The organism is Billgrantia desiderata (assembly GCF_900108215.1).
GTDB classification, from domain to species: Bacteria; Pseudomonadota; Gammaproteobacteria; order Pseudomonadales; family Halomonadaceae; genus Halomonas; species Halomonas desiderata.
Genome location: NZ_FNVC01000026.1, coordinates 40,684 through 66,130 on the forward strand (window position 1 = coordinate 40,684; position 25,447 = coordinate 66,130).

Annotated in this window: 20 protein-coding genes and 1 tRNA gene; 9 read left to right on the forward strand and 12 right to left on the reverse strand. The window is 67.8% G+C overall.

The annotated features are described in order from the left end of the window. The first annotated feature begins 5 nt into the window (after positions 1–5). From fdxH to C4S71_RS18885, 6 genes are all read left to right on the forward strand, one after another. Positions 6–953 carry a formate dehydrogenase subunit beta gene (gene fdxH / locus C4S71_RS18860; protein WP_086509138.1) on the forward strand — a complete coding sequence of 316 codons (948 nt, stop codon included), beginning with the start codon at positions 6–8 and terminating at the stop codon, positions 951–953. Continuing rightward, positions 950–1,639 (forward strand): formate dehydrogenase subunit gamma, encoded by a 690-nt coding sequence (locus C4S71_RS18865; RefSeq protein WP_103970195.1) that lies wholly within the window; start codon positions 950–952, stop codon positions 1,637–1,639. The genes fdxH and C4S71_RS18865 overlap by 4 nt, the downstream gene beginning before the upstream one ends. Continuing rightward, on the forward strand, positions 1,636–2,574 hold the full coding sequence (fdhE, locus tag C4S71_RS18870) for a formate dehydrogenase accessory protein FdhE (RefSeq protein ID WP_200825328.1): 939 nt from the start codon (positions 1,636–1,638) through the stop codon (positions 2,572–2,574). Before C4S71_RS18865 ends, fdhE begins: the two co-directional genes overlap by 4 nt. A gap of 127 nt (positions 2,575–2,701) precedes the next feature. Next, positions 2,702–4,144 carry an L-seryl-tRNA(Sec) selenium transferase gene (gene selA, locus C4S71_RS18875; protein ID WP_217873797.1) on the forward strand — a complete coding sequence of 481 codons (1,443 nt, stop codon included), beginning with the start codon at positions 2,702–2,704 and terminating at the stop codon, positions 4,142–4,144. Next, positions 4,141–6,066, forward strand: coding sequence for a selenocysteine-specific translation elongation factor (gene selB / locus C4S71_RS18880; protein ID WP_103970196.1), 1,926 nt, complete (start codon positions 4,141–4,143; stop codon positions 6,064–6,066). Before selA ends, selB begins: the two co-directional genes overlap by 4 nt. Positions 6,067–6,074: 8 nt before the next feature. Next, positions 6,075–6,170, forward strand: a tRNA-Sec gene (locus tag C4S71_RS18885). Positions 6,171–6,198: 28 nt separating this feature from the next. Here the strand turns inward: C4S71_RS18885 and C4S71_RS18890 are convergent. The 6 genes from C4S71_RS18890 to C4S71_RS18915 all read right to left on the reverse strand — a co-directional run bounded on the left by C4S71_RS18890 (position 6,199) and on the right by C4S71_RS18915 (position 13,161). Further along, positions 6,199–6,858 (reverse strand): L,D-transpeptidase, encoded by a 660-nt coding sequence (locus tag C4S71_RS18890; RefSeq protein WP_086509121.1) that lies wholly within the window; start codon positions 6,856–6,858, stop codon positions 6,199–6,201. A gap of 248 nt (positions 6,859–7,106) precedes the next feature. Continuing rightward, positions 7,107–7,352: a formate dehydrogenase subunit delta gene (locus C4S71_RS18895; protein ID WP_086509120.1), complete on the reverse strand. Its 246-nt coding sequence runs from the start codon at positions 7,350–7,352 to the stop codon at positions 7,107–7,109. A 7-nt stretch (positions 7,353–7,359) separates the two neighbouring features. Continuing rightward, positions 7,360–8,184 carry a formate dehydrogenase accessory sulfurtransferase FdhD gene (fdhD, locus tag C4S71_RS18900; protein WP_103970197.1) on the reverse strand — a complete coding sequence of 275 codons (825 nt, stop codon included), beginning with the start codon at positions 8,182–8,184 and terminating at the stop codon, positions 7,360–7,362. Next, on the reverse strand, positions 8,181–11,096 hold the full coding sequence (gene fdhF / locus C4S71_RS18905) for a formate dehydrogenase subunit alpha (RefSeq protein ID WP_103970198.1): 2,916 nt from the start codon (positions 11,094–11,096) through the stop codon (positions 8,181–8,183). The genes fdhD and fdhF overlap by 4 nt, the downstream gene beginning before the upstream one ends. A 17-nt stretch (positions 11,097–11,113) precedes the next feature. Next, on the reverse strand, positions 11,114–12,664 hold the full coding sequence (locus C4S71_RS18910; protein ID WP_103970199.1) for a formate dehydrogenase beta subunit: 1,551 nt from the start codon (positions 12,662–12,664) through the stop codon (positions 11,114–11,116). Next, on the reverse strand, positions 12,664–13,161 hold the full coding sequence (locus C4S71_RS18915) for a formate dehydrogenase subunit gamma (protein WP_010625842.1): 498 nt from the start codon (positions 13,159–13,161) through the stop codon (positions 12,664–12,666). Before C4S71_RS18915 ends, C4S71_RS18910 begins: the two co-directional genes overlap by 1 nt. A gap of 207 nt (positions 13,162–13,368) precedes the next feature. Between C4S71_RS18915 and C4S71_RS18920 the strand changes: the two genes are divergently transcribed. Beyond that, positions 13,369–14,442 carry a substrate-binding domain-containing protein gene (locus C4S71_RS18920; protein WP_086509115.1) on the forward strand — a complete coding sequence of 358 codons (1,074 nt, stop codon included), beginning with the start codon at positions 13,369–13,371 and terminating at the stop codon, positions 14,440–14,442. Between the two features lie 18 nt (positions 14,443–14,460). Here the strand turns inward: C4S71_RS18920 and C4S71_RS18925 are convergent, their stop codons facing one another. Then, the gene (locus tag C4S71_RS18925; RefSeq protein ID WP_086509114.1) at positions 14,461–15,567 is read right to left on the reverse strand and encodes an FAD-binding oxidoreductase; all 1,107 of its coding nucleotides are present in this window, start codon (positions 15,565–15,567) and stop codon (positions 14,461–14,463) included. A 329-nt stretch (positions 15,568–15,896) separates the two neighbouring features. On the opposite strand from C4S71_RS18925, the gene C4S71_RS18930 reads away from it, so the two are divergent. Then, positions 15,897–17,183, forward strand: coding sequence for an aromatic ring-hydroxylating oxygenase subunit alpha (locus C4S71_RS18930; protein WP_103970200.1), 1,287 nt, complete (start codon positions 15,897–15,899; stop codon positions 17,181–17,183). Between the two features lie 110 nt (positions 17,184–17,293). Here C4S71_RS18930 and C4S71_RS18935 read toward each other — a convergent pair whose 3' ends face one another. Together C4S71_RS18935 and fdhA are read right to left on the reverse strand one after the other, a co-directional pair. Continuing rightward, the gene (locus C4S71_RS18935) at positions 17,294–17,533 is read right to left on the reverse strand and encodes a hypothetical protein (RefSeq protein WP_103970201.1); all 240 of its coding nucleotides are present in this window, start codon (positions 17,531–17,533) and stop codon (positions 17,294–17,296) included. Positions 17,534–17,864: 331 nt separating this feature from the next. Further along, positions 17,865–19,058 carry a formaldehyde dehydrogenase, glutathione-independent gene (gene fdhA / locus C4S71_RS18940; protein ID WP_103970202.1) on the reverse strand — a complete coding sequence of 398 codons (1,194 nt, stop codon included), beginning with the start codon at positions 19,056–19,058 and terminating at the stop codon, positions 17,865–17,867. 248 nt (positions 19,059–19,306) lie between these two features. On the opposite strand from fdhA, the gene C4S71_RS18945 reads away from it, so the two are divergent. Then, positions 19,307–20,881: a BCCT family transporter gene (locus C4S71_RS18945; protein ID WP_103970203.1), complete on the forward strand. Its 1,575-nt coding sequence runs from the start codon at positions 19,307–19,309 to the stop codon at positions 20,879–20,881. Between the two features lie 289 nt (positions 20,882–21,170). Here the strand turns inward: C4S71_RS18945 and etfB are convergent, their stop codons facing one another. From etfB to C4S71_RS18960, 3 genes are all read right to left on the reverse strand, one after another. Next, complete coding sequence (etfB, locus tag C4S71_RS18950) at positions 21,171–21,938, reverse strand: electron transfer flavoprotein subunit beta (RefSeq protein WP_200825330.1); 768 nt, start codon at positions 21,936–21,938, stop codon at positions 21,171–21,173. 70 nt (positions 21,939–22,008) lie between these two features. Beyond that, a complete protein-coding gene (gene etfA, locus C4S71_RS18955; RefSeq protein ID WP_103970205.1) occupies positions 22,009–23,301 on the reverse strand; it encodes an electron transfer flavoprotein subunit alpha in 1,293 nt (430 codons plus the stop codon). Then, a complete protein-coding gene (locus tag C4S71_RS18960; protein WP_103970206.1) occupies positions 23,298–25,337 on the reverse strand; it encodes a (Fe-S)-binding protein in 2,040 nt (679 codons plus the stop codon). Before C4S71_RS18960 ends, etfA begins: the two co-directional genes overlap by 4 nt. Positions 25,338–25,447: the final 110 nt, after the last annotated feature.

A 25,447-nucleotide genomic window follows, 5' to 3' on the forward strand; every position in this document is an offset into this window, starting at 1 on the left:
CAAAGATGAGAGGCGAACAGGTCAATCTGCAGAACATCATCGCCCGCTCGGCGACCACGGTACCCTCGCCCCAGGAGCGAACGGGCGGCATCGACCCGGTGACCAAGCTGATCGACGTGTCGCGCTGCATCGGCTGCAAGGCGTGCCAAGTCGCCTGCGCCGAGTGGAACGACCTGCGCGACGAGGTCGGCAACAACGTCGGCGAATACGACAACCCGCTCGACCTCACCCCCAACACCTGGCAGGTGATGCGCTTCGACGAGTACGAGAACGAGCAGGGCAACCTGGAGTGGCTGATCCGCAAGGACAACTGCATGCACTGTGCCGACCCCGGCTGTCTCGAGGCGTGCCCGGCCCCCGGCGCCATCGTGCAGTACGCCAACGGTATCGTCGACTTCAACTCCGAGCACTGCATCGGCTGCGGCTACTGCGTCACCGGCTGTCCCTTCGACGTGCCGCGCATCTCGGAGGTGGACGGCAAGTCCTACAAGTGCACACTGTGTTCCGACCGGGTGTTCCACGGCCTGGAGCCGGCCTGCGTCAAATCGTGCCCCACCGGTTCGATCATGTTCGGCACCCGCGACGACATGCTCGACCTGGCCGAGACCCGCACCAACTTTCTCAAGAGCCGCGGCTTCGACAACGCCGGGGTCTACAACCCCGAGGGCGTCGACGGCACCCACGTGATCTACGTGCTGCAGCACGCCGACAAGCCGGGGATCTACAGCGCCCTGCCGGAGAACCCCAGCATCAGCCCGATGGTCAGCGCCTGGAAGGGGGTGACCAAACCGCTGGCCTCGGCAGCCATCGGCCTTGCCGCCCTGACCGGCTTTCTCCACTACGCCACCGCCGGGCCCAAGGAGCACGGCGAGGATGACGAACAGGCGGTGCGCGACGACGAGGCCCGCCAACGAGAGCGGGAGGCAAGCGACGAGCGGGAGGAGCGACCATGAGCCTGGCCAAGACGGACCCACAGCTGCTGCGCTACGGCGTCTGGACACGCCTGCTGCACTGGCTCGTCGCCATCAGCTTCGTGCTGCTGGTGCTCAGCGGGCTGCCCTTCTTTCACCCCTTCTTCTGGTCGCTGACGGGGCTGTTCGGCGGCCCTACCATGACCCGTATCCTGCATCCGTGGATCGGCCTGTTCATGTCGCTGCTGTTCGTGCTGATGGCGATCCGCTTCTTCAAGGAGAGTCTGTTCAAGCGTCATGACGTGCAGTGGCTCAAGCAGATCGACGACGTGCTGGCCAACCGCGACGAGAAGCTGCCACCGGTGGGCAAGAACAACGCCGGCCAGAAGCTGGTGTACTGGGTCATGCTGCTGTGCGTACCGCTGCTGCTGATCACCGGCGTGCTGATGTGGCAACCGCTGGTCGGCGAGGAGGTGCCGCTCACCCTGCGCCGGCTGGCGTCGATGGGCCACGCCTACCTCGCCTTCCTCGCCATCATCACCCTGATCATCCACATCTACTCCGGCATCTGGGTCAAGGGCTCGTTCCAGGCCATGGTTCGCGGCCGGGTGAGCAAGGCCTGGGCCCGCCACCATCACGACCTGTGGTACGAGGAGGAGATGGAGAAGGAGCGCAAGCACCGCGAGATCAGCCGCCGCCACGAAAGCCGCAAAGGGGAATCGCCGTGAACCACGCCTATGGCAATGCCCCCATGGGGATCATGCAGCCGCCCGAGGTCCGCCTGCCCGCCGACGACCACTTCGCCCGGCGCGCGCGGCGTCTGCAGGCGCTGGCCGAGCGCAACGCACCGCTGGGGGAGTTTCTCGGCTTCATGGCCCAAGTGGCCACCGCCCAGCAGGTGGCGCTGGAGCGCGCCACGGGCTGGCAGCCCGAGCCCGAGGCATTTCGTCTGGCACTCGAGCACGGCATGCCGCCCCTGAATGCCCAGGCGCTGCAGGACGACATCGACATCCCGGGCGAACTGGCGGCCCTGCTCGGCGCGCTGGAGCTGCACGTGGGCGCAGCACAGCGCCCCCTCATCGCCGCCCTGCGCGAACTGCCCGACGCCACGCTGAAGCAGCTGGTGGCCCAGCTGCTTGCCGGTGAGGCCGGTGACGAGCAGCACCGTGGCCTGATGCCGCTGATCGCCGCGGCCCTGCAGGTAGCCTGGCAGCGGCTGGTGCAGGCGCTGCCGCACGCGCCGGCTCGCCCCAGCGGCGAGATACGCACCCTGTGCCCCTGCTGCGGTTCGCCGCCGGTGGCCAGCGTGATCGAGAGCGAGGCCAGCTGCAGCGGCGTGCGCTACCTGCAGTGCGGCCTGTGCGCGACCCAGTGGTACTTCGAACGCTCCCTGTGCAGCGTGTGCGAGCAGAGCGGCAAGCTCGGCTACCTGAGCCTGGCGCCGCAAGCGAGCGCAGAGGAAGACGAGGCGACTGCCGAGGTGGCCCAGGCCGAGGCCTGCGGCGACTGCGGCAGCTATCTCAAGATATTCCCCCGCACGCTGGACGCCGAGGCCGAGCCGCTGGCCGACGACCTGGGCAGCCTGGCGCTGGACCTGCTGCTGGGCGAGGAGGGGCGCTACCGGCGCAGCGGCTATAACCCGCTGCTGATCGCCGAAGGCTGAGCCGGCGGTTGGACGCCGCGCGGTCGGACATGCTATGCCATAGGGAGCCACAGTGCGCTTAGGCGCCTGGCAACGCCACCCTCGCTGACCGAGGGATGATCGCTCCGACATGGACATGAGCACGACAATGGACGTTCGACGCAGCCTGCCCGCAGTGGATACCCTGCTGGCCCACCCCGCCGTGGCCGCGGCCCGTGCCCGCCATGGCCACCGCCTCGTGCGGCGTGCGGTGCGCCAGACCCTGGACGAGGCCCGTGAGCAGCTCACCGGTGACCGGAAGGCCGGCGAGATTGCCGACGGCGACGTCCTGGCCGCCACCGCGCTGGCGCGGCTCACCGAGCTGGCCCGCCCGGCTTCCCGCGCGGTGTTCAACCTCACCGGCACCGTGATCCACACCAACCTGGGCCGCTCCACCCTCGCCGAGGCCGCCATCGCCGCCATGACCGATGCCGCGCGCCACCCCACGGCGCTGGAATACGACCTGGAGGATGGCGGGCGCGGCGACCGCGACCGCCTGGTCGAGGACCTGCTGTGCGAGCTGACCGGCGCCGAGGCCGCCACCGTGGTCAACAACAACGCCGGTGCCGTGCTGCTGGCGCTGGGCGCCCTGGGGGCCGGACGCGAGGCGCTGATCTCCCGCGGCGAGCTGATCGAGATCGGCGGCGCCTTCCGCATGCCCGACATCATGCAGGCGGCCGGCTGCCGGCTGCGCGAGGTGGGCGCCACCAACCGCACCCACCCACAGGACTTCGCGTCCGCCATCGGCGAGCACACCGGGCTGATCGTCAAGGCCCACACCTCCAACTACGCCATCACCGGCTTCACCAAGAGCGTGCCGGAGTCCACGCTGGCCGAGATCGCCCACGCTCACGGCGTCCCCCTGCTGGTCGACCTGGGCAGCGGCGCGCTGGCCGACTTCACCGCCCTGGGGCTGCCCTACGAGGCGCAGCCGAATGACGCCATCGCCGCCGGCGCCGACGTGGTCACCTTCAGCGGCGACAAGCTGCTCGGCGGCCCCCAGGCAGGCATCATCGTCGGTCGCCGGGAAGCCATCGCCACCATCAAGCGCCACCCGCTCAAGCGCGCCCTGCGCCTGGACAAGCTCACCCTGGCGGCGCTGGAGGCCACCCTGCGCCTTTACCGCGACAGCGACGCCCCCGAGCGCGACATCCCCACCCTGGCGCTGCTGTCCCGCGCCGAGGCGGAGATCGTCGCCACCGGCGAGCGCCTGCTGCCCCATGCGGTCGATCTACTCAGCGACTTCAAGGTGACGCTCGCCCCCTGCGCCAGCCAGCTCGGTAGCGGCTCGCTGCCGGTGGATCGGCTGCCCAGCCGGGCCCTGACATGGCGCCCCCGCGCCGAGCAGCGACGCCAGCGCGAGCGTCAGCTGCAGCGCCTGGAAGCCGCCCTGCGCCGGCTGCCGCGCCCGGTCATCGGGCGCCTCAACGACGGCGCCCTGCTGCTCGACCTGCGCTGCCTGGCCGGCGAGGCGGAAATCGCCGCCTTCCTCGGTCAGTTGGAGCAGCTGCCCCGCCTCTATGGCGCGGCCCCGCCGGGAGGCCAAGCGTGATCGTCGGCACCGCCGGCCACGTCGACCACGGCAAGACCGCCCTGATCCGGCAGCTCACCGGTATCGATACCGACCGGCTGAAGGAAGAGAAGGCCCGCGGCCTGACCATCGAGCCCGGCTTCGCCTATCCCGAGGTGGCCGAGGGCGTCGAGCTCGGCTTCGTCGACGTGCCCGGTCACGTGCGCTTCCTGCATCACATGGTGGCAGGCAGCGCCGGGGTCGATACGGTGCTGCTGGTGGTGGCTGCCGACGACGGCGTGATGCCGCAGACCGTCGAACACCTGCAGATCCTCTCTCTGCTGGGACTCGACCGCGGCCTGGTGGCACTGACCAAGGTCGACCGGGTCGATGCCGCGCGCCGCCGCCAGGTACGCGAGGAGATCGCCGCCCTGCTGGCCGATACGCCGCTGGCCGAGGCACCGCTCCACGAGGTGTCGAGCACAAGCGGCGAAGGGGTGGATGCCCTGCGCGAACGGCTGTGGGCGATGGCCGCGATGCAGCGCGACACCGCCGTGCGCGGCCATTTCCGCTTCGTCGTCGACCGGGTCTTCACCAAGCGCGGCGCCGGCGTGGTGGTGACCGGTACCGCACTGGCCGGCCAAGTGAACGAGGGCGACACGCTACGCCTGGCCCTCGGCGGCCATAAGGCCAGGGTGCGCGGCCTGCGCCGCCAGCACCGCGAGAGCGACCGGGCGCACCAGGGCGACCGCGTGGCGCTCAACCTGGCCGGCGCCGACATCGACCGCGATCTCATTCGACGCGGCGACTGGCTCGTTGCCGAGGCGCTCGACGCACCGCCACTGCGACGCCTGGACGTGGCGCTACGACTGCTCGACTCGGCCCCCGGCGTGAAGCACTGGACGCCGGTGCAGGTGCACCTGGGCGTGGGCCGCTATAGCGGGCGCCTCTCGTTGCTGGAAGGCCAGCAGCTCGCCCCCGGCGAGAGCATGCTGGGCCAACTGGTACTGGAGGAACCGGTACACGCCTGCCTGGGCGACCGCTGCGTGATTCGCGATCCTGCCGCAGGCATCACCCTGGGCGGGGCCACGGTGCTGGAGGGCGACCCGCCGCGCCGCGGCCAGCGCCGTCCCGAACGGCTGGCCTGGCTCGCCGCCCTGGCCCGCTGCGCCGACAGCACGCCGCTCGACCTGGCACCGGCGCTGGAAGCCGGGCTACGCCTGCAGCCTGCCGGCATCGATCTCGACGCCCTGGCGCGCAACGCCAACCTCGAGCCGGCGGCGCTGGTCGACGCGGTGGCGGCACTGGGCGGCGTTACGCTGCCGAGTCGAGGGCAGCTCCGCGCCTTCTCCGCCGAAGCCATCGCGGCCCTGGAAGCCCGACTGCTCGACAGCGTGGCTGCCAACCACGAGCGCGAGCCCTCGATGCTGGGCACCGAGCGCGGCCGGCTGACTCGCCAGGCCGCGCCGCAGCTGCCCGAGACGACGGGCCGGCAGCTGATCGAGCGGCTGGTGGCCACCGGCAAGCTGGTCGCCCACGGCCCCTTCGTCGCCCAGCCCGGCCACCACGCCAGCCTGAGCGAGGCGGACGAGGCGCTGTGGCAGCGGCTCGCGCCGCGCATCGTCGCCGCACGCTTCCAGCCGCCGCGGGTGCGCGACCTGGCAACGAGCGAAAGCCTAGACGAAGGCCGCATCCGCGAGGCGCTCAACGCCTGCGCCCGCCTCGGCCGGCTCTACCAGGTACGCCGCGACCACTTCTATCCGGCCGCCACGGTGGCCGAGATGGCCGCCATCGTGCAGGCGCTGGAGCGCGAGCACGGCAGGATCCGCGCAGCCGCCTTTCGCGACCGCGTCGGCACCGGCCGCAAGCTGGCCATACACATACTCGAATTCTTTGATAAGGTAGGCTACACGCGCCGTATCGGAGACGAGCGCGTGATACGCAACGCCGAGATGTGGCGTTAACGACTCAAGGAAGAGGATCGACCCCCGGTGGGGCGGCCAGACTTCAAATCTGGCAGGGGCTGCCAGCGGTCCCTGGTGGGTTCGACTCCCACGCTCTTCCGCCAGCTCCCCCTATTGACGCAAGGCTTGGCGCTAGCCCTTGATCACCACCCGCGTGCCGATGCGCAGCCACGGGTCGAGCGCACGAATCTCCTCGTTGCTGACCGCCACGCAGCCCTCGGTCCAATCGAAGCTGCGATGGATCTCGGGGTCGCCCTGCCCCAGGCCATGAATCCCGATCAACCCGCCCAGCGCCGTGGTATGCGGTGCCCGCCCGTGGCGTGCCCGGTAGTTCTCGATGTACCAGTACTCCTGCATGGTGATCTTGCCGCTGCGCAGGGCTTCTTCGGCGACCTGGGCGTTGGGGTAGTCGAAGCCGAAGAACAGGCCGAAGCGCGAGGCACGGTTGATGCGGTCGACGCGGAACTCGCCGATCGGCGTCATCGAGCTGCCCTTGGCGCGCAGCGGCGCCGCCCCGCCGGCACCGAAGGCGAGATGCTCGATGCGCTTGATCTCATGCTCGCCGCGCATCACCCGCACCCGGCGGTTGCGCAGGTCGATGCTGAGCCACACCTCGTCGGCGGTCAGCCCTTCGGGCTGCGCCACCGCGTCCAGCACCTGCCACAGCGTCGGCGTGTCCGGCATCACGCCATTGAGATTATGAGAAGATTCGGGAATATTGGCTTGGGCCGCCGGCCCAAACGCGAAGAAGCCTGCCGTCAAGGCGGCAGCCTGGAAGAATGGCCTGTTCATGAGCCCCTGCCCGTGCGTAGTGGAGTTATCGTCGACTCGAGCCGATCGAATTATTCGGACCCGCCATGGCCCGTACCATGAAGATATGGCATGCCTCCCTTCGAGGGGATCTCGTCACATGGGGCTGGGAACAAGGTCGCCAACCGAACCATGAGACGCATGGGCCGAATATACCATAGGCACGCTAAGGCAAAAGAGGGGCTCGCCTCCTTTCGTTGAAAAAGCGCGGGAAAGACCGGTATCGGGCGTCAGGCGCTCGCCGAATGCGTCTCGCTCTGGCTCTGTGCCAGCCGCTCGATGGCCTGCCGGGCCAGGGGCGACAGCTCGCTGCCGTCCTGCTGGAGATAGTCGACGATCTGGCGCTTCATGCTGCGCGCCCAGAACTTCTTCAGGTGGGTATACACGCGCTCGGCGGCATCATCGCCGTAGTGCGCATTGTTGGCGGCGATCTGATTCGCCATGTGGATCAGGGTATCGAGCTGACTGCGGCTCATGGCGACTTCAACCTCCGCTGACTTGAACGACCGGCACGGCTTCGCGTGCCGGCTGATGATAGATGACGTGGCGCCCCGTGCGGGCGAAGCCGACCAGCAGCAAGCCGGCCTGGCGTGCCTGCTCGATGGCGAGCGAGGTGGGGGCCGAGACGGCGACGAGGCAGCCGATGCCGGCGCTGGCGCACTTCTGCACCATCTCGTAACTGGCCCGGCTGGAGACCAGCGCAAAGCCGTCCCCCACCGAGAGACGACGACTCAGCATGGCGCCGATCAGCTTGTCCAGGGCGTTGTGGCGACCGACGTCCTCACGCGCCAGTTGGATCTGCCCGCCGAGGTCGCACCAGGCGGCGCCATGGGTGGCGCCGGTTTCGCGCTGCAGCGGCTGGTGCCACTTCAGCGCTTCCAGCGCCTGCTGAATGGCACCGTCGGAGACCACCGGTGCGGTCACCGCGGCCACCGGACGGATCGCCTGCTCCAGCGACTCGGTGCCGCACAGTCCGCAGCCGGTGCGCCCGGCCATGCTGCGGCGGCGCTGCTTGAGCTCCATGAAGCGCTGGGTGGCGATCTCCAGATGGACAGCAATGCCGCCGTCCTCCTGGCGCACCTCGATGGCGTAAAGCTCATCCGGCGTGTGCAGGATGCCCTCGGTGAGGCTGAAGCCGAGGGCGAAGTCGTCGAGATCGTCCGGCGTGGCCATCATCACCGCATGGGAGATGCCGTTGTAGACCAGCGCCACCGGCGTCTCCACCGCGATGCTGTCCTCCAGTCGCTCGGCGCTGCCAGCCCGGCGCACGTCCACCGGAACCCGGCAGCGGCTGTGGTCGTCACTCATTCACGCGCTCCGCTGAGAGCCTGGCCCGCTTCGTCCTTGTTCCCACCGCGCAGCAGCTCGAGCTGCAGCCGGTCGAAGGTCTGGAACTGTTGCTGCCAGGCGGACGGCTGGCTGACCTTCTCGACCTGCACGGCGGTCACCTTGTACTCCGGACAGTTGGTCGCCCAGTCGGAGCTGTCGGTGGTGATCACGTTGGCTCCGCTGCCCGGATGGTGGAAGGTAGTGTAGACCACCCCCGGCGGCATGCGGTCGCTGATCCGCGCACGCAGCACCGTCTGGCCGGCGCGGCTGGTGATGCCGACCCAGTCGCCGTCGCGCACGCCGCGCAGCTCGGCGTCGGCCGGGTGCAGTTCGAGCACGTCCTCGTCGTGCCAGGCCTGGTTGTGCGTGCGTCGGGTCTGGGCGCCGACGTTGTACTGGGAGAGGATCCGCCCGGTGGTCAGCAGCAGCGGGAAGCGGCGGTTGCTGAGCTCGTCGCTGGCCACGTAGTCGGTGATGGCGAACTGACCCAGGCCGATGGGGAAGTCCTCGATGTGCATGGTCGGGGTGCCCTCGGGGTGCGCCTCGTTGCACGGCCACTGAATGCTGCCCAGCGCGTCGAGCCGCGCATAGCTGACCCCGGTGAAGCTCGGCGTGAGGCCGGCGATCTCGTCCATGATCTGCGACGGATGGTCGTAGTGCATGGGATAGCCCAGCGCATTGGCCAGATCCACGGTCACTTCCCAGTCCTGCTTGCCGGCCAGCGGCGGCATCACCTTGCGCACCCGGTTGATGCGCCGCTCGGCGTTGGTGAAGGTGCCGTCCTTCTCCAGGAACGAGGAGCCCGGCAGCAGCACGTGGGCGAACTTGGCCGTCTCGTTGAGGAAGATGTCCTGCACGATCAGGCACTCCAGCGAGCGCAGCGCCTGCTCGACGTGCTGGGTATTGGGGTCGGACTGGGCGATGTCCTCGCCCTGCACGTAGAGCGCCTTGAATTCGCCGGCCACGGCGGCATCGAACATGTTGGGGATGCGCAGGCCCGGCTCGTCGTCGATGGGCACGCCCCAGGCCGCCTCGAAGCGCTCGCGCACGGCGGGATCGCCGACGTGCTGGTAGCCAGGCAGCTCGTGGGGGAAGGAGCCCATGTCGCAGGAGCCCTGGACGTTGTTCTGCCCGCGCAGCGGGTTGACGCCCACCCCTTCGCGGCCGATGTTGCCGGTGGCCATGGCCAGGTTGGCGATGCCCATCACCATGCTCGAGCCCTGGCTGTGCTCGGTGACGCCGAGGCCGTAGTAGATCGCGCCGTTGGGCGCCTGGGCATAGGTGCGCGCGGCGCGGCGCACCTGCTCGGCGGGCACCCCGGTGATCGCCTCGACGTTCTCCGGCGCATGGCGCGGGTCGAGGATGAACTCGCGCCAGGCCTGATAGCCCGCCGCGTCGCAGCGCTTGGCGATGAACTCGCGATCCTCGAGCCCTTCGCTCATCACCACGTGGGCCAGGGCGTTGATCATCGCCACGTTGGTGCCGGGGCGCAGGGCGAGATGCTGGGCGCCGCGATGATGCGGGGTCTTGAGCAGGTCGATGCGGCGCGGGTCGACGACGATCAGCTCGGCGCCCTGGCGCAGGCGACGGCGCATCTGCGAGGCGAACACCGGGTGGGCGTCGGTGGGGTTGGCGCCGATGACCACGATCACGTCGGCCTGCATCACCGAGTCGAAGGTCTGGGTGCCGGCGGACTCGCCCAGCGTCGTCTTGAGGCCGTAGCCGGTGGGCGAATGACACACCCGGGCACAGGTGTCGGTGTTGTTGTTGCGGAAGGCCGCACGCACCAGCTTCTGCACCAGGTAGGTCTCCTCGTTGGTGCAGCGCGACGAGGTGATGCCGCCGATGCTCTCGCGGCCGTACTTGGCCTGGATCGCCTTGAGCCGCTGGGCGGCGAAAGCGATCGCTTCCTCCCAGCCCACCTCACGCCAGGGCTGATCGATCGACTCGCGAATCATCGGCGTCTTCAGGCGGTCGGGGTGGGTGGCGTAGCCGAAGGCGAAGCGGCCCTTGACGCAGGAGTGGCCGTGGTTGGCGTCGCCGCCCTTGTACGGCACCATGCGCACCACCCGGTCGCCCTGCATCTCGGCCTTGAACGAGCAGCCCACGCCACAGTAGGCGCAGGTGGTCACCACGCTGTGCTCCGGCTGGCCCTGTTCGATCACCGATTTTTCCATCAACGTCGAGGTCGGGCAGGCCTGCACGCAGGCGCCGCAGGAGACGCATTCGGAATCCATGAACGCCTCGCTCTGGCCGGCGGCGACCTTGGACTCGAAGCCGCGCCCTTCGATGGTCAGGGCGAAGGTCCCCTGTACCTCTTCACAGGCGCGCACGCAGCGCGAGCAGACGATGCACTTGCTGGGGTCGAAGCTGAAGTAGGGGTTGGAGTCGTCGGTCTCGGCGTCCAGGTGATTCTCGCCGTCGAAGCCGTAGCGCACCTCGCGCAGCCCCACCGCACCGGCCATGTCCTGCAGTTCGCAGTCGCCGTTGGCCGGGCAGGTCAGGCAGTCCAGCGGGTGGTCGGAGATGTAGAGCTCCATCACGTTGCGCCGCAGCTTGGCCAGCCGCGCGTTCTGGGTGGTGACCTTCATACCGGCCGCGACCGGCGTGGTGCAGGAGGCCGGCAGGCCGCGCCTGCCCTCGATCTGCACCGCGCACAGGCGGCACGAGCCGAACGCCTCGAGGTTGTCCGAGGCGCACAGCTTGGGAATGTTGATGTCGGCCAGCGCCGCGGCGCGCAGCACCGAGGTGCCTTCGGGCACGGTGATCGCGACGCCGTCGATCTCGAGGCTGACCAGCGTCTCGGAGAGCCGCGCCGGGGTGCCGTAGTCGCGCTCCGGCAAGAAGTGCTGCGGAGCGGGCGTCTGCTTGGGATCGTAATAGTTCAACATATCGGGCCTCCTCCCGCTCAATGCGGCTGCGCGTCGCGCTGCAGATCGTCGGGAAAGTGTTTCATCACGCTCTGCACGGGGAACGGCGTCATGCCGCCCATGGCGCAGAGTGAGCCGTCCACCATGGTCTCGCACAGGTCGGCGAGCAGTATGAGATTGGCCTCACGACGCTCGCCGGCGCGGATGCGGTCGATCACCTCGACGCCGCGCACCGCACCGATGCGGCAGGGAGTGCACTTGCCGCATGACTCCACCGTGCAGAACTCCATGGCGAAGCGCGCCTGCTCGGCCATGTCCACCGTGTCGTCGAACATCACCACGCCGCCATGACCGAGCACTGCACCGACCTCGGCGAAGGCCTCGTAGTCGAGCGGCAGGTCCCACTGGCTCTCGGGCAGGTAGGCGCCCAAGGGGCCGCCTACCTGCACCGCACGCAGCGGTCGTCCGGTGAAGGTACCGCCGCCGAATTCCTCCATCAGCTGGCGCAGGGTGGTGCCGAAGGCCAGCTCCACTAGCCCGCCGCGCTGGACGTTGCCGGCCAGCTGCAGCGCCAGGGTCCCGCGTGAACGGCCCATGCCGTAGTCGGCGTAGGCTTGCCCGCCGTCGCTGAGGATGAAGGGCACCGCCGCAAGCGACAGCACGTTGTTGACCACGGTGGGCTGACCGAACAGGCCTTCGATGGCCGGCAGCGGCGGCTTGAAGCGCACCATGCCGCGTTTGCCTTCGAGGCTTTCGAGCAGCGAGGTCTCCTCGCCGCAGATGTAGGCGCCGGCCCCCAGACGCACCTCGAGGTGGAACGTCCGGCCGCTGCCGAGGATGTCGCCACCGAGATAGCCGGCGGCCTCGGCGCGGGCGATGGCCTCATTGAAGATCTCCTGGGCCAGCGGATACTCCGAGCGCAGGTAGACGTAGCCCTGGGTGGCACCCACGGCGAGGCCGGCGATGGCCATGCCCTCGATCAGCAGGTAGGGGTCGCACTCCATCACCAGGCGGTCGGCGAAGGTGCCGGAGTCGCCCTCGTCGGCGTTGCAGACGATGTACTTCTGCGCGGCAGGGGCGTCGAGCACGGTCTGCCACTTGATGCCGGTGGGGAACGCCGCCCCGCCGCGACCGCGCAGGCCGGAGGCCTTGACCTCGTCGACGATGGCCTGGGGAGCGAGACCAAGCGCCCGGCGCAGGCCGCGGAAGCCGTCGTGGGCGCAATAGTCCTCCAGCGACAGCGGGTCGGTGACACCGATGCGCGAAAAGGTCAGACGCTGCTGGGCCTGTAGATAGGGAATCTCCTCGGCCGGCCCCTGGCACAGCGACGATGCCTCACCGCCTTCGAGCAGGCCGGCATCGAACAGCCCGGCCACGTCCTCGGGGGCCACCGGCCCGTAGGCGATGCGCCCGGCGGTGGTCTCGACCTCGACCAGCGGCTCCAGCCAGAACAGCCCGCGGGAGCCGTTGCGCACCAGTTCGATCTCGACGCCACGGGCCTCGGCCTCGGCCTCGATGCGCTGGGCGACCTCGTCGGCGCCCAGCGCCAGCGCGGTGGTCTCGCGGGGAACGAAGAGTTTCGTGGTCATCAGCTCACCTTCAGCACTTGGGTGGTCAGTTCATCGACCAGCCGGTCGAAGCGCTCGGGGGTGACCCGGGCCAGGATGCGATCGTCGACGCGCAGCGACGGGCCGCAGGCGCAGTTGCCCAGGCAGTAGACCGGCTCCAGGGTGATCTCGCGGTCGGCGGTGGTCTGGTGGTAGTCGATCCCCAGGGTGTCCCGCGCGTGCATTTCCAGCGCCCGTGAGCCCCGCGCCTGGCATGCCTCGGCGCGACAGATCTGTACCACGTGGCGCCCCGGCGGCGTGGTGCGGAAGTGATGGTAGAAACTGATCACGCCGTGCACCTCGGCCCGGGTGAGCTGCAGCGATTCGGCGATGAGCGGCACCGCCTCGCGCGGCACGTAGCCGCAGCGGTCCTGGATCGCGTGCAAGATGGGGAGCAGAGCGCCGGGCTTGTGCTTCAGGGCGTCGATCTCGTCCTGAATCAGCTGGGGCGTCCATGAAGGGAATGGGCTGTTGAGCATGGCCTGGCCTCGAAGCGAACGTATGGAGCGCATCTTCTGGCGACTTGCGTCGGTACGTTCGAAGCTGCTGGTTACGGTCTAGTTATGTACCACTTATTTATGTACTACAGTGCATATATTGGATAAGGTGCCCGTAGCATCATTGATGGTGCGTATTTGTGAAGGTAGCAGTCCTGCCTGGGTTACGAAATATGAAAAACACATCATATGAAACGTATTAAAATCGAACCTGCCTGGTCCTTCACCGACGAGGCCGGCAACCGCCTGGATCCGCAGCTGTTCGGGCTGCTGCAGGGCATCCATCGCAGCGGCAAGCTGACCGAGGCCGCTGCCGAGGCCGGTATCTCCTACCGCCATGCCTGGAACCTGCTCAACAAGTGGGCGGAATTCTTCGGCGTTACGCTGGTGGAAATGCAAAAGGGGCGCGGCGCACGGCTCACTCCACTGGGCGACAAGCTGCTGTGGGCACGCCAACGGGTGGCCGCCCGGCTCGGTCCGCAGCTGGAGAGCCTGGGCTCGGAGCTCAATCTCGAGCTGCAGCAGCTGTTCGAGGGCGTCGAACCGGTGCTGCGCATGCACGCCAGCCACGGCTATGCAGTGGCGCTGCTGCCCAGGTTCGCCAGCGACTTTCAGCTCGATCTACAGTACTGCAGCCCGGCAGAGGCCCTGGCCGCGCTGAATCGCGGCGCCTGCGACGTGGCCGGCTACCACATGCCGACCTCGGCGACCCAGGGTCCGCTGATGCAGGGCTACCGCCGTCAGCTGCGGCCGCGCAGCCATTGCATCATTCGCTTCATCACCCGCTGTCAGGGGCTGATGCTCGCACCGGGCAATCCCAAGGGTGTGGCCGGCCTGGCCGATCTCGTGCGTGGCGACGTGCGCTTCATCAACCGCCAGCAGGCTTCCGGCACCCGGGCGCTGCTCGATATCCTGCTGCGGGAAGTGGGCCTCTCGGCGCAGCGCATCCGTGGCTTCGAGCTGGAGGAGTACACCCACTCCGCGGTGGCCGCCTACATCGCCGCCGGCATGGCCGACGTCGGCTTCGGCGTCGAGGCCGCCGCGCGCCAGTTCGGCCTGGACTTCCTGCCGCTGGCCAGCGAGCACTATCTGCTGCTGTGTCAGCGCAGCAGCCTGGCCGACCCCAGCGTCGTACGTCTGCTCGAGATGATCCGCAGCGCGCCGTTCCAGCAGGCCGTGCGCGAGCTGCCCGGCTATTCGCTGGACCGTTGCGGCGAGGTGTGCAGCGTCGACGAGCTGTTCGACGAGTCACGCCACGGCTGAGCCTCGCCGGTGCCGTCGTCAGTAGTCGACCACCACGTCGCCCAGGGGCTTGCTGCAGCAGGAGAGGATATAGCCCTCTGCCACGTCCTCGTCGGTGATGCCGCCGTTGTGCTCCATGTCCACTTGCCCGGACTTGAGCCCTACCCGGCACGTGCCGCAGATCCCCATGCCGCAGGCCTTGGGGATGTGCAAGCCGAGCTTGGCGGCAGCCGAGTGAACCGTTTCGCCAGGCTGAATGCGTACGCTCTTGCCCGAGCCGACGAACTCGACGCTGAGCATGTCGGCGTAATCGATCTCCTCCGCCTCGGCCTCGGCTTGCTCGGCCAGCTCCAGCACCTCCTCGCGCACGTCAAGCGGCGTGGCGCCGAAGGATTCCTCGTGGTAGCGGCTCATGTCGAAGCCGTTTTCGCGCAGGATGTGCTTGATCGCGTTCATGTACGGCGTGGGGCCGCAGCAGAAGATCTCCCGCTCGAGGTAGTCGGGCGCCATCAGCTCGAGCATCGGCTGGGTCAAATACCCGCGATAGCCGGCCCAGGCCTCGCCGATGTCGTCCTTCTTCTCACAGACGATATGCAGTTTGAACTCGGGGATCCGCGAGAACATGTGCACTAGTTCGCGATGGTAAATGACATCCCGCGGGGCGCGCGCACTGTGGATGAACTCGACGTCGACGTTGGCGTTGGTGTCGAAGAACCAGCGTGTCATCGACATCAGCGGCGTGATGCCCACGCCACCGGAGAGGAACAGCACCTTGTCGGCGGGAAAGTCGATCGAATTGAAGTTGCCCACCGGGCCATGCACCGCCAGTTCGTCGCCGACCTTCAGGTTGTCGTGCAGCCAGTTGGAAACCTTACCGCCGGGCACCCGCTTGACGGTGATCGAGAAGCTGTAGGGAATCGACGGTGAACTGGAGATCGTATAGGAGCGCATGATCGGCTCGCCGTCGATCTCAAGCTCCAGGGTCACGAACTGCCCCGGCTTGAAGAAGAACAGCACCGGCTGCTCGGCCATGAAGCAGAAGGTACGAACGTCCCAGGTCTCCTGGATCACCTTGACGCAGCGCACCAGGTGGCGGCCGTTGGTCCAGGTCTGGGTCGTGACGGGATTGAGAAAGTTCATGGTCATGTCGAGTCGCCTGGCATTGATCAGCGTGGAAGGCTCCGACTGCGGAACACCGCCTGCCGTTGATCGAATTCTGCGTCAGCAGGCAAGCCCACGACTTGCCTGACTGCGACACGAACGTACCCCTGGCTTCCACTTGTGGCGATTTTTCTGCACCCACTGGTCGCGACTGAACGCTTTCGGGTCGTCGGCAGACAACTGAGTGACCTGTGGCTGATCCACACTCGCCGTATTCGTACTCGGCACCCAAGACAATTACTATGCCGCTCCCTGGCGAAAACCAACAATTCGACCGATGCCGCAACCGCGGCCAGCAATGAGGATGTCTCTCCATGGATCCGATCTCACCCACCACTCTGGACGATCCCCTGGACCCGGCGCGTGAAGCCGTCGTCGCGATGCTCGCCGAGCGCGAGCGCAACTTCTCGCTGCCCCAGCCGTTCTACAACGATGCCCGCCTGTTCGCGCTGGACATGCAGGAGATCTTCGGCAAGGAGTGGCTGTTCGCCGGCATGACCTGCGAGATTCCCGCCAAGGGCAACTACATGACCCTGCAGGTCGGCGACAACCCGGTGATCCTGGTACGCGGCGACGGCGGTACCATCCATGCGTTCCACAACGTCTGCCGTCATCGCGGCTCGCGGCTGTGCGTCAGCGACAAGGGCAAGGTGGCCAAGCTGGTCTGCCCCTACCATCAGTGGACGTATGAGCTCGACGGCCGCCTGCTGTTCGCCGGCAGCGACATGGGCGAGAACTTCGACCTGGGCAGTTATGGCCTGAAGCCGGTCCACGTGCGCACCGGCGGCGGTTTCATCTTCATCAGCCTGGCCGAGCAGCCGCCCGTCATCGACGACTTCCTGATCACCCTGGAGCACTATCTCGAGCCTTACGAGATGGGCAACCTCAAGGTCGCGGTGGAGTCGAACATCGTCGAGCAGGCCAACTGGAAGCTGGTCATCGAGAACAACCGCGAGTGCTACCACTGCAACGGCTCCCACCCGGAGCTGCTCAACTCGTTGCAGGAGTTCGACGACACCGACGATCCCCGCGCCACGCCCGCCTACAAGGCGCTGGTGGCGAAGAAGCAGTCCGACTGGGACGAGCAGCAGATTCCCTGGCAGCTCAAGCGCTTCGGCAAGCGCAACCGGCTGACCCGCACCCCGCTGCTGGATGGCGTGGTCTCGATGACCATGGACGGCAAGCCGGCCTGCGCCAAGCTGATGGGCCGCCTGACCAGCCCCGACATGGGCTCGCTGCGCATCCTGCACCTGCCCAACTCCTGGAACCACTTCATGGGCGACCACGCCATCGTGTTCCGCGTGCTGCCGCTGGGTCCGCAGGAGACCCTGGTGACCACCAAGTGGCTGGTACACAAGGATGCCGTGGAGGGCGTCGACTACCAGCCCGAGGAGATGCGCCGGGTATGGGACGCCACCAACGCCCAGGACAAGCGCCTGGCCGAGGAGAACCAGCGCGGCATCAACTCCAAGGCTTACCAGCCGGGCCCCTACTCGGAGACCTACGAGTTCGGCGTGATCGACTTCATCGACTGGTACAGCGAACGGATGCAGGAGAACCTGGGCCACAGCGCCCCTCACCTGCAGGTGGTCAGGGGCTAGGCACCGCCCACGTCTCGTGACTAAAGAGATCGCCCCCGGCCTTGGCCGGGGGCGATTCGTTTTACTCGGGTTCGATCAACAGCTGACAGCGGTAGGGCTTGTGCCGTTGGCTAGCCAGCGATTGGCCGCAGATGATTCACCAGCGCTTCGCGCACCTCGGGCAGCATGACGCCGGTCTGCGCCTCCAGCTCGGCGACCAGCGCCTCCAGACCGGGCACCCCCGCCTCGGCCTGTCGCTGGACGGCAAGCCGGGCGCAGGTATCGGGGTCGGCATCGGCAGGCAGGTCGATGCCCAGCGCCACCAGGCGCTGACGGAAGTCCTCTGCATCGATCAAGTCGGCGTACATCATCTTTCTCACCTCCCGCTACCGTTACCGTCGTTCGCTCCCTCTAGATTACCCGCTCGGCCGTCAGGCGACCACGCTGCCGCACGGGCGAACCGCGAAATAGCTGACCGCGCCGCTTTCAAGGTGCAGCGTCGGCCAGCTCGGGCGGCTCCTCAGGCGGCCACGCTGCCATGGGGGTCGATATCCCGAAATGGCTGGCGGCGCCGCCTTTCAGCGCTCGCCGTCAGCCGGTTCAGGCACTTCTCAGGCGGCCACGCTGCCATGGGGGTCGATATCCCGAAATGGCTGGCGGCGCCGCCTTTCAGCGCTCGCCGTCAGCCGGTTCAGGCACTTCTCAGGCGGCCACGCTGCCATGGGGGTCGATAACCAAATTCTTGGCGGCACCGCCATCGAAATCGGCATAGCCCTGCGGCGCCTGGTCCAGCGAGATCACCTGCACGTTGACCGCATCGGCAATCTTGATCTTGTTGAACAGGATCGCCTGCATCAGCGGGCGGTGGTACTTCATCACCGGGCACTGGCCGGTGTGGAAGGAGTGGGACTTGGCCCAGCCAAGACCGAAGCGCATGCTCAGCGCGCCCTGCTTAGCGGCATCGTCCACGGCGCCCGGGTCTTCGGTCACGTAGAGGCCCGGGATGCCGATCTGGCCGCCGGCGCGGGTCATCTGCATCGCCGAGTTGAGCACGGTGGCAGGCGCCTCCTTGTCGTGATTGCAGCCGCAGGCGTGGGCCTCGAAGCCGACGCAGTCGACGAAGCAGTCGACCTCGCGCTCGCCGAGAATCGCCTCCAGCTTGTCGGCCATGTCGCCTTCCTGGGTCAGGTCGATGGTTTCACAGCCGAAGCTGCGCGCCTGGGCCAGACGCTCCTCGATCATGTCGCCGACGATCACGCAGGCCGCCCCCAGCAGTTGGGCCGACGCCGCCGCCGCCAGCCCCACCGGGCCGGCACCGGCGATGTAGACGGTGCTGCCCGGCCCGACGCCTGCCGTCACGCAGCCGTGGAAGCCGGTGGGGAAGATGTCGGAGAGCAAGGTCAGGTCGCGGATCTTCTCCATGGCCTGATCGGTGTCGGGGAACTTCAGCAGGTTGAAGTCGGCGTAGGGCACCATGACGTATTCGGTCTGGCCGCCGACCCAGCCGCCCATGTCGACGTAGCCGTAGGCGGCACCGGGGCGTGCCGGGTTGACGTTGAGACAGATCCCGGTCTTGCCTTCTTTGCAGTTGCGACAGCGCCCGCAGGCGATGTTGAAGGGCACCGAGACCAGGTCGCCCGGCTTGATGAATTCGACGTCGCGCCCGCACTCGACCACCAGGCCGGTGATCTCGTGGCCCAGCACCAGGCCGGCGGGCGCAGTGGTACGGCCGCGCACCATGTGCTGGTCGCTGCCACAGATATTGGTGGTGACCACCTTCAGGATCACACCGTGGTCGCATTTGCGATTGCCAAGGGCGAGTTCCGGATAGGGGATGGATTCGACATCGACCTTACCCGGGCCCTTGTAGACGACGCCTCGGTTGGCTTGGCTCATGGCTGGCTCCAGTGCTTTGTTGTCATGGGGCGGCACATTCCGCCGCTTCAGCCTATGCCCTCCACCAAGTGGCACTTGCCCCACAGAGACCTCCACTTGCCTGACCGAGACACGTCGCCGCGGTAATGAGCCAACGGATAGCTGGAGGTCGCTTTCACGACATACCCCTCGCCGCCCTGGCCCAACAATGATTCGCCCGGGAGCGCCTGCCGCTTGCGGATGCCAACAACAACATGCGAGGAATCCCCATGAAGCATGACGATGTGCCAATCCTCAAACCCGGGCAGGACAACGCCCAGGTGCTGGGGATGGACTTCCACCATCCCGTGTTCCCTCTCTCGGCCCTGGCCATTCTGGCCTTCATCCTCTACGCCCTGATCTATCCCGATGCCGCCAACAGCCACCTCACCGCGGCCCGCGGCTTCTCCATCGAGTATTTCGACTGGCTGTTCATGATTGCCGGCAACCTCTTCGTGCTGCTGTGCCTGGCGCTGATCGTGATGCCGTTGGGGCGCATCCGCCTGGGCGGCAGCCAGGCCCGCCCGGAGTACTCGACCACCTCCTGGTTCGCCATGCTGTTCGCCGCGGGCATGGGCATCGGCCTGATGTTCTGGAGCGTGGCCGAGCCGGTGGCCTACTACACCGACTGGTACGGTACCCCGCTCAACGCCGAGGCGCACACCCCGGCCGGGGCCAGCGCGGCCATCGGCGCCACCATGTTCCACTGGGGCCTGCACCCCTGGGCGATCTACGGCGTGGTGGGGCTGTCGCTGGCCTTCTTCGCCTACAACCGCGGCCTGCCGCTGACCCTGCGCTCGGCCTTCACGCCGATCCTCGGCGAGCGAGTGCGCGGCTGGTTCGGTCACATCATCGACATCGTCGCGGTACTGGCCACCATCTTCGGCCTGGCCACTTCGCTGGGCTTCGGTGCCTCCCAGGCGGCAGGCGGCCTCAACTACCTGTGGGGCGTGCCCAACACCATCGGCACCCAGCTGGCGATCATCGTGGTGGTCACCGCCGTGGCCCTGTTCTCGGTGTGGCGCGGCATCGACGGCGGCGTGAAGCTGTTCTCCAAGATCAACATGATGCTCGCCCTGGGCCTGCTCACCTTCGTGCTGGTGACCGGCGGCGTGCTGCTGTTCGTCAACAACCTGTGGCACACCACCTTGGCCTACGTCAGCCATATCGTGCCGCTCTCCAACTGGGTCGGCCGCGACGATACCGTCTGGTACCACGGCTGGACCGTGTTCTACTGGGCCTGGTGGATCTCCTGGTCGCCCTTCGTCGGCATGTTCATCGCGCGGGTCTCCCGCGGGCGTACGGTGCGTGAGTTCCTGATCGCCGTGCTGCTGGTGCCGACCCTGGTCACGCTGGTGTGGATGAGTGCCTTCGGCGGCACCGCACTGAACCAGTCGGTGGCCGGCGTCGGTGCCCTGGCCGACGGCATCAGCGACGTCTCGCTGGCGATGTTCCAGATGCTCGAGCACCTGCCGCTGACCACCCTGACCTCCAGTCTGGCGATCCTGCTGGTGCTGATCTTCTTCATCACCTCGTCGGATTCCGGCTCGCTGGTGATCGACAACATCACCGCCGGCGGCAAGACCGATGCCCCCCGCGGCCAGCGCGTGTTCTGGGCGGTGCTGGAAGGCGTGATCGCCGGCATCCTGCTGTACGGCGGCGGCAGCACCGCACTGGGCGCCCTGCAAGCCGGCGCCGTGGCCACCGGGCTGCCCTTCACCCTGGTACTGCTGGGCATGGCTTACTGCCTGGTCAAGGGGCTGAGGGAAGAGCAGCGTGGACTGGCGGTCGCCAAGCCGGCCTGATACACCATCGACCTCACGCAAGAAGCCACCACGCGACCTCGGCCTTGGCCGGGGTCTTCTTGTTGGGGGAAGACATTAAGCCAAGCTCCAAGAGACCAACCGGTTGGATCGCTGTCGCAAGCGATGCAAGGCCCGCCGCCAGCGCGCGGTTGGCGTGTGTGCCACTGCCCTGGGTGCTGCCTATCTCCGCCAATACCGCCCCCCAACGCAACGACCCCGGCCAAGGCCGGGGTCGTCATTGGGTTAGGGCGTTATCGTGGGTGCGTTATCGTTGGTGCGTTATCGAAAGCTAGCGCAGAACGCCCTCGTCCTTGAGCAGCTTGAAGATCGCCTCGGCGCCCTGCTCCGGGGTCACGTCGGTCAGCACCTGGCCACTGCCGCCTTCGGCCTTGGCCGCGGCGGCCTTGAAGCGATCCCGCGCCGAGGCCGCCTTGACGATCTTGAGCCGCTTGGGACGCTTGCGGGCCGGTGTCACGTTCCACTCCGGCTGCGCCTCGTCCCACTCGACCGCTGCCGACTCGGCCTCGATCTCACCGCGCTGGGCCGGGCCGAAGGCGCTCTGGCGGGCCGCGGCGGCGGCAGCGTCGACGGTGACGATGGCCGGCAGCCGCACTTGCAGCCGGCGGCGCTGGCCACGAGGCAGGGCCTGGAGCAGGGTGGCCACGCCATTCTCGACCTTTTCCACGGCAGCCAGGCCACCGACCAACGGCCAGCCAAGACGCTCGGCCAGCAGGTAAGGCAGCATGCCGGAGCCTTCGCCCTGCTCGGCGCGCTCGCCGGCGATCACCAGCTGCGGCCGTGCTGCACTCAGCCTGTCGGCCAGAGCGGGGATCACGTCGGCACCAGGCAGCTGCTCGACCAGGGTCAAGGCGGGGAAGCCCATGCCCAGATAGCCGCGCAAGGCACTTTCGCTCTCCTCGTCGAGCGCGCCGGCGTGCAGCAGGGAGATGCGCGCCCCAGCGAGGGACAGGGCCAGCTCCACGCCGCGGGCGTCCTGATCGGCGCGCCGGGCGCGCCCGGTCACGGGGTGGCGGCCCACGGAGACCAGCACTGCCACCTCGAGTGCACCATCTTGCTGAGCACTAGTCGCTTGTGCACCTGCATTTCGCGCTCCAGTCGTCTGGGCATCAGGCCGCATCGCGCTTCTCCTCTCGTTGCCGTTGGACCATCTCGACCAGCGCCGCGAGTATGCTCGCCGAGTCGCCAATCACCGCCAGGTCGGCGCGCTTGATCATGTCGCACCCCGGATCGAGGTTGATGGCCACCACCTTGTCGCAGTTCTGGATGCCCTGCAGGTGCTGAATGGCACCGCTGATGCCCACCGCCACGTAGACCCGCGCGGTGACCCAGGTCCCGGTGGCGCCCACCTGACGATGGCGCGGCATGAAGCCATCGTCCACCGCCACCCGCGAGGCACCTTCGGTCGCTCCCAATACCTCGGCGGCCTGATGGAAGCCATCCCAGTCCTTGACGCCGTTGCCGGCGGAAAGAATGAACTCGGCCTCGGAGAGCGCTACGCCGGCCGGGTCGACGGCCACCTGGCCCAGGTCCTCGATGCGCCCCAGCAGGGGCGGCAGCGGCTGCGACAAGGCCAGCGGACGGGCCGCATGGCGGGTCTCGGAAACGGGTTCGGCACATTCGGCCAGTGCCAGTACCACACGCGGCAGGGCGCGCTGGATATCGCTGGTACTGGCAGCACCGCGCCCGGTACAGCGCCAGCCCAGCGCGCAGGTAGCGTCCCGTTCGACCTGCCAGACGCCGGCGGCAGGCCGTTCGCCAAGGCGCGCCGCCAGGCGCCGCCCCAGGTCGGCGCCGCCCAGCTTGGAGTCGGGCAACAGCCAGTGACGCGGGGCAAACTCGCCGTCGACGGCGGTGAGTGCCGCCAGGCGTGCCTCCGGCGCGTAGCCGTCGATGTCATCGCCCTCCAGCACGAGCAGCCGATCGATGCCGGCTTCGCCATACCCTTCGACATCCGCCTGGCCAAAGACCACTGCCAGCACGGCACCCGGCCGCTCACCATCGGCATCGGCCAGCTGCCGGGCCAGGCCCAGCAGGTCGCGGTCGTGGCTGGAGAGACGCCCGCCGGGCAGATCCGGAACCACCGCGACCAGGAAGTCCGGGGCCTCGATGATGACCTGCCGCCGTTCGTCGGCGGCCTTGCTACCGGCACTGGCACCACGTCCCGCAGCAGCAGCCTGCTGGACACCGCTGCGGTCGATGCGCTTGATACCGTTGGGCCCGATGAAGCCGACCGCATGGGGATTCTTGCGGATCACGCCGTTGGGGCCCATCCACTCCGTCGCCGCCATGCCATGCCCGGCACTCTGGCCAAGCTCGGCCAGCACCCGTTCGTGCTCGGGATGCAGGCGGTTGCGGGCGATCCACTCGCGGCGCGGATCGCGACGCACGATCTCGCTCATGACGTGACCTCCTTCATTACGGGGCGGGTACCGGAGGCAGACTGCGGGGGGCGAGCGCTATCGCTACTGCCACCGGAGCCGGCGGGGCGCTCCACCAGGGCATCGGCCACCAGCTCGGCGATGTCGCGCACCTCGGCGGTGGCATCGACCACCCCCTCGAGCATGGCGGTGCACTGCGGGCAGCCTACCGCCACCAGCTCGGCGCCGGTCTCCTTGACGTCATTCATGCGCATGTCGGGAATCCGCTGCTTGCCCGGGATGTCGGTAATCGGCGCGCCGCCGCCACCGCCACAGCAGCGCGAGCGGAATCCCGAACGCTGCATCTCGGCCACTTCGATGCCCAGCGCCTTGAGCACGTTGCGTGGTGCTTCGTATTCGCCGTTGTAGCGGCCCAGATAGCAGGGGTCGTGATAGGTGACGCGGCCGCCCTTCCAGGGCGCGAAGTGCAGCCGGCCCGCCTCGAACAGCTCGGCGATGTAGGTACTGTGGTGGCGCACAACCCAGTTTGCATTGAAATCAGGGCCGCCCAGCTCGCGGTACTCGTTCTTGAGAACATGGAAACTGTGCGGGTCGCAGGTGACGATGCACTGGAAGCGGTACTGCGACAGCGTCGCGATGTTGCGCTTGGCCAGCGACTGGAAGGTCGCCTCGTCGCCCAGGCGGCGCGCCACGTCGCCGCTGTCGCGCTCCTCGTTGCCGAGCACGGCAAAATCGACGCCGGCCGCACGCAGCACCTTCACCAGCGCCCTGAGCGTGCGCTGGTTGCGCATGTCGAAGACCCCGTCGCCCAGCCACAGCAGCACGTCGACCTGCCCCAGGTCGCGCATCAGCGGCAGGTTGAGGTCCGCCGCCCAGTGCATGCGCGAGCCGGGATCGAAGCCGCCGGGATTGTCGGTGGCAATCAGGTTGTCGAGCACCTCGGCGCCCTTGCCCGGGGTATTGCCATGCTCCAGGGTCAGGAAGCGACGCATGTCGACGATGGCATCGACGTGCTCGATCATCATCGGACACTCCTCGACGCAGGCGCGGCAGGTGGTGCACGACCACAGCGTCTCGGCATCGACAAGGGCAGTGCCTTCACGGGCCACGATGGGCCCATGCGGGTGGCCGCGGTGTTCGCCGATGGGCTTGTCCGGGTAGGGGCTGCCGGCATAGTGGGCATCGCTGCCGCCGGCCATGCCGACGACCATGTCCTGAATCAGCTTCTTGGGATTGAGCGGCTGACCGGCGGCGAAGGCCGGGCAGGCCGCCTCGCAGCGCCCGCACTGCACGCAGGCATCGAAGCCGAGCAGCTGGTTCCAGGTGAAGTCGCTGGGCGTCTCGACACCCAGGGGCGCCTTGGGATCGTCCAGGTTCAGCGCCTTGAGCCCGGTGGAGCGGTTGCCCTCGCCCCCCTTCGTGGAAAAGCGCTCAGGGCGGCGATGGAAGGCCAGATGCAGGGCGCCGGCAAAGGCGTGCTTCATCGGCCCGCCCCAGGTCATGCCGAAGAACATTTCGCCCAGACCCCACACCAGCACCGCGGCCAGCGCCAGGGCGAGGATCACGCTGCCCGTTCCGGCAGGCAGGATGCCCAGCGTCGGCAGGGTGAGCAGGAACACGCTCGCCGAGAACGCCATCAGGCTCTTCGGCAGGCGCATCCAGGGTCCCTTGGAGAGCCGCGCCGGCGGATTGCGCCGCCGTTTGGCGACGAACAGGCTGCCGACGAACATGGCGGCGCTGGCCAGCAGCAGCAGCCCGCCGAGGATTGGCCCCACTCTTTCTGAAGAGCCGAGCCCCAGGCCATGTACCAGGATCATCAGCACGGCCGCCGCGACGAAACCGCCGGCGGTGGCCACGTGGGTGTTGGACATGACCTTGTCACGTGCCACCACATGGTGCAGATCGACCAGATAGCGCCGCGGCATGGCGGCGAGCCCGCGCAGCAGATCAACCCGAGCGGGTCGACCCTGGCGCCACAGGCGAATGCGCCGCACGGCGCCGATCACGGCCAGCGCCAGGGCGGAGAAGATGAGTATTGGCAGCAGGGTCTCGAGCATCTCGCTCACCTCGCAGGCTAGAAATGATGGCTCGACGCAGGAGTGGGAAGGGGAGCCGGCGTCGCGCCCTTAGCATTCGCCCGAGCCGAGGCGCTGCGACGCGGTCCTGT

What these genes read in the sequence shown, in the direction of transcription:
- fdhD (WP_103970197.1), bottom strand. Translation starts at nt 8,184, where the DNA reads ATGAGTGACGACCACAGCCGCTGCCGGGTTCCGGTGGACGTGCGCCGG.
- C4S71_RS18865 (WP_103970195.1), top strand. Translation starts at nt 950, where the DNA reads ATGAGCCTGGCCAAGACGGACCCACAGCTGCTGCGCTACGGCGTCTGG.
- fdxH (WP_086509138.1), top strand. Translation starts at nt 6, where the DNA reads ATGAGAGGCGAACAGGTCAATCTGCAGAACATCATCGCCCGCTCGGCG.
- C4S71_RS18925 (WP_086509114.1), bottom strand. Translation starts at nt 15,567, where the DNA reads ATGACCATGAACTTTCTCAATCCCGTCACGACCCAGACCTGGACCAAC.
- C4S71_RS18920 (WP_086509115.1), top strand. Translation starts at nt 13,369, where the DNA reads ATGAAACGTATTAAAATCGAACCTGCCTGGTCCTTCACCGACGAGGCC.
- fdhA (WP_103970202.1), bottom strand. Translation starts at nt 19,058, where the DNA reads ATGAGCCAAGCCAACCGAGGCGTCGTCTACAAGGGCCCGGGTAAGGTC.
- etfA (WP_103970205.1), bottom strand. Translation starts at nt 23,301, where the DNA reads ATGAGCGAGATCGTGCGTCGCGATCCGCGCCGCGAGTGGATCGCCCGC.
- C4S71_RS18910 (WP_103970199.1), bottom strand. Translation starts at nt 12,664, where the DNA reads ATGACCACGAAACTCTTCGTTCCCCGCGAGACCACCGCGCTGGCGCTG.
- C4S71_RS18930 (WP_103970200.1), top strand. Translation starts at nt 15,897, where the DNA reads ATGGATCCGATCTCACCCACCACTCTGGACGATCCCCTGGACCCGGCG.
- C4S71_RS18915 (WP_010625842.1), bottom strand. Translation starts at nt 13,161, where the DNA reads ATGCTCAACAGCCCATTCCCTTCATGGACGCCCCAGCTGATTCAGGAC.
- selA (WP_217873797.1), top strand. Translation starts at nt 2,702, where the DNA reads ATGGACGTTCGACGCAGCCTGCCCGCAGTGGATACCCTGCTGGCCCAC.
- C4S71_RS18890 (WP_086509121.1), bottom strand. Translation starts at nt 6,858, where the DNA reads ATGAACAGGCCATTCTTCCAGGCTGCCGCCTTGACGGCAGGCTTCTTC.
- C4S71_RS18895 (WP_086509120.1), bottom strand. Translation starts at nt 7,352, where the DNA reads ATGAGCCGCAGTCAGCTCGATACCCTGATCCACATGGCGAATCAGATC.
- C4S71_RS18935 (WP_103970201.1), bottom strand. Translation starts at nt 17,533, where the DNA reads ATGATGTACGCCGACTTGATCGATGCAGAGGACTTCCGTCAGCGCCTG.
- C4S71_RS18960 (WP_103970206.1), bottom strand. Translation starts at nt 25,337, where the DNA reads ATGCTCGAGACCCTGCTGCCAATACTCATCTTCTCCGCCCTGGCGCTG.
- C4S71_RS18945 (WP_103970203.1), top strand. Translation starts at nt 19,307, where the DNA reads ATGAAGCATGACGATGTGCCAATCCTCAAACCCGGGCAGGACAACGCC.
- fdhF (WP_103970198.1), bottom strand. Translation starts at nt 11,096, where the DNA reads ATGTTGAACTATTACGATCCCAAGCAGACGCCCGCTCCGCAGCACTTC.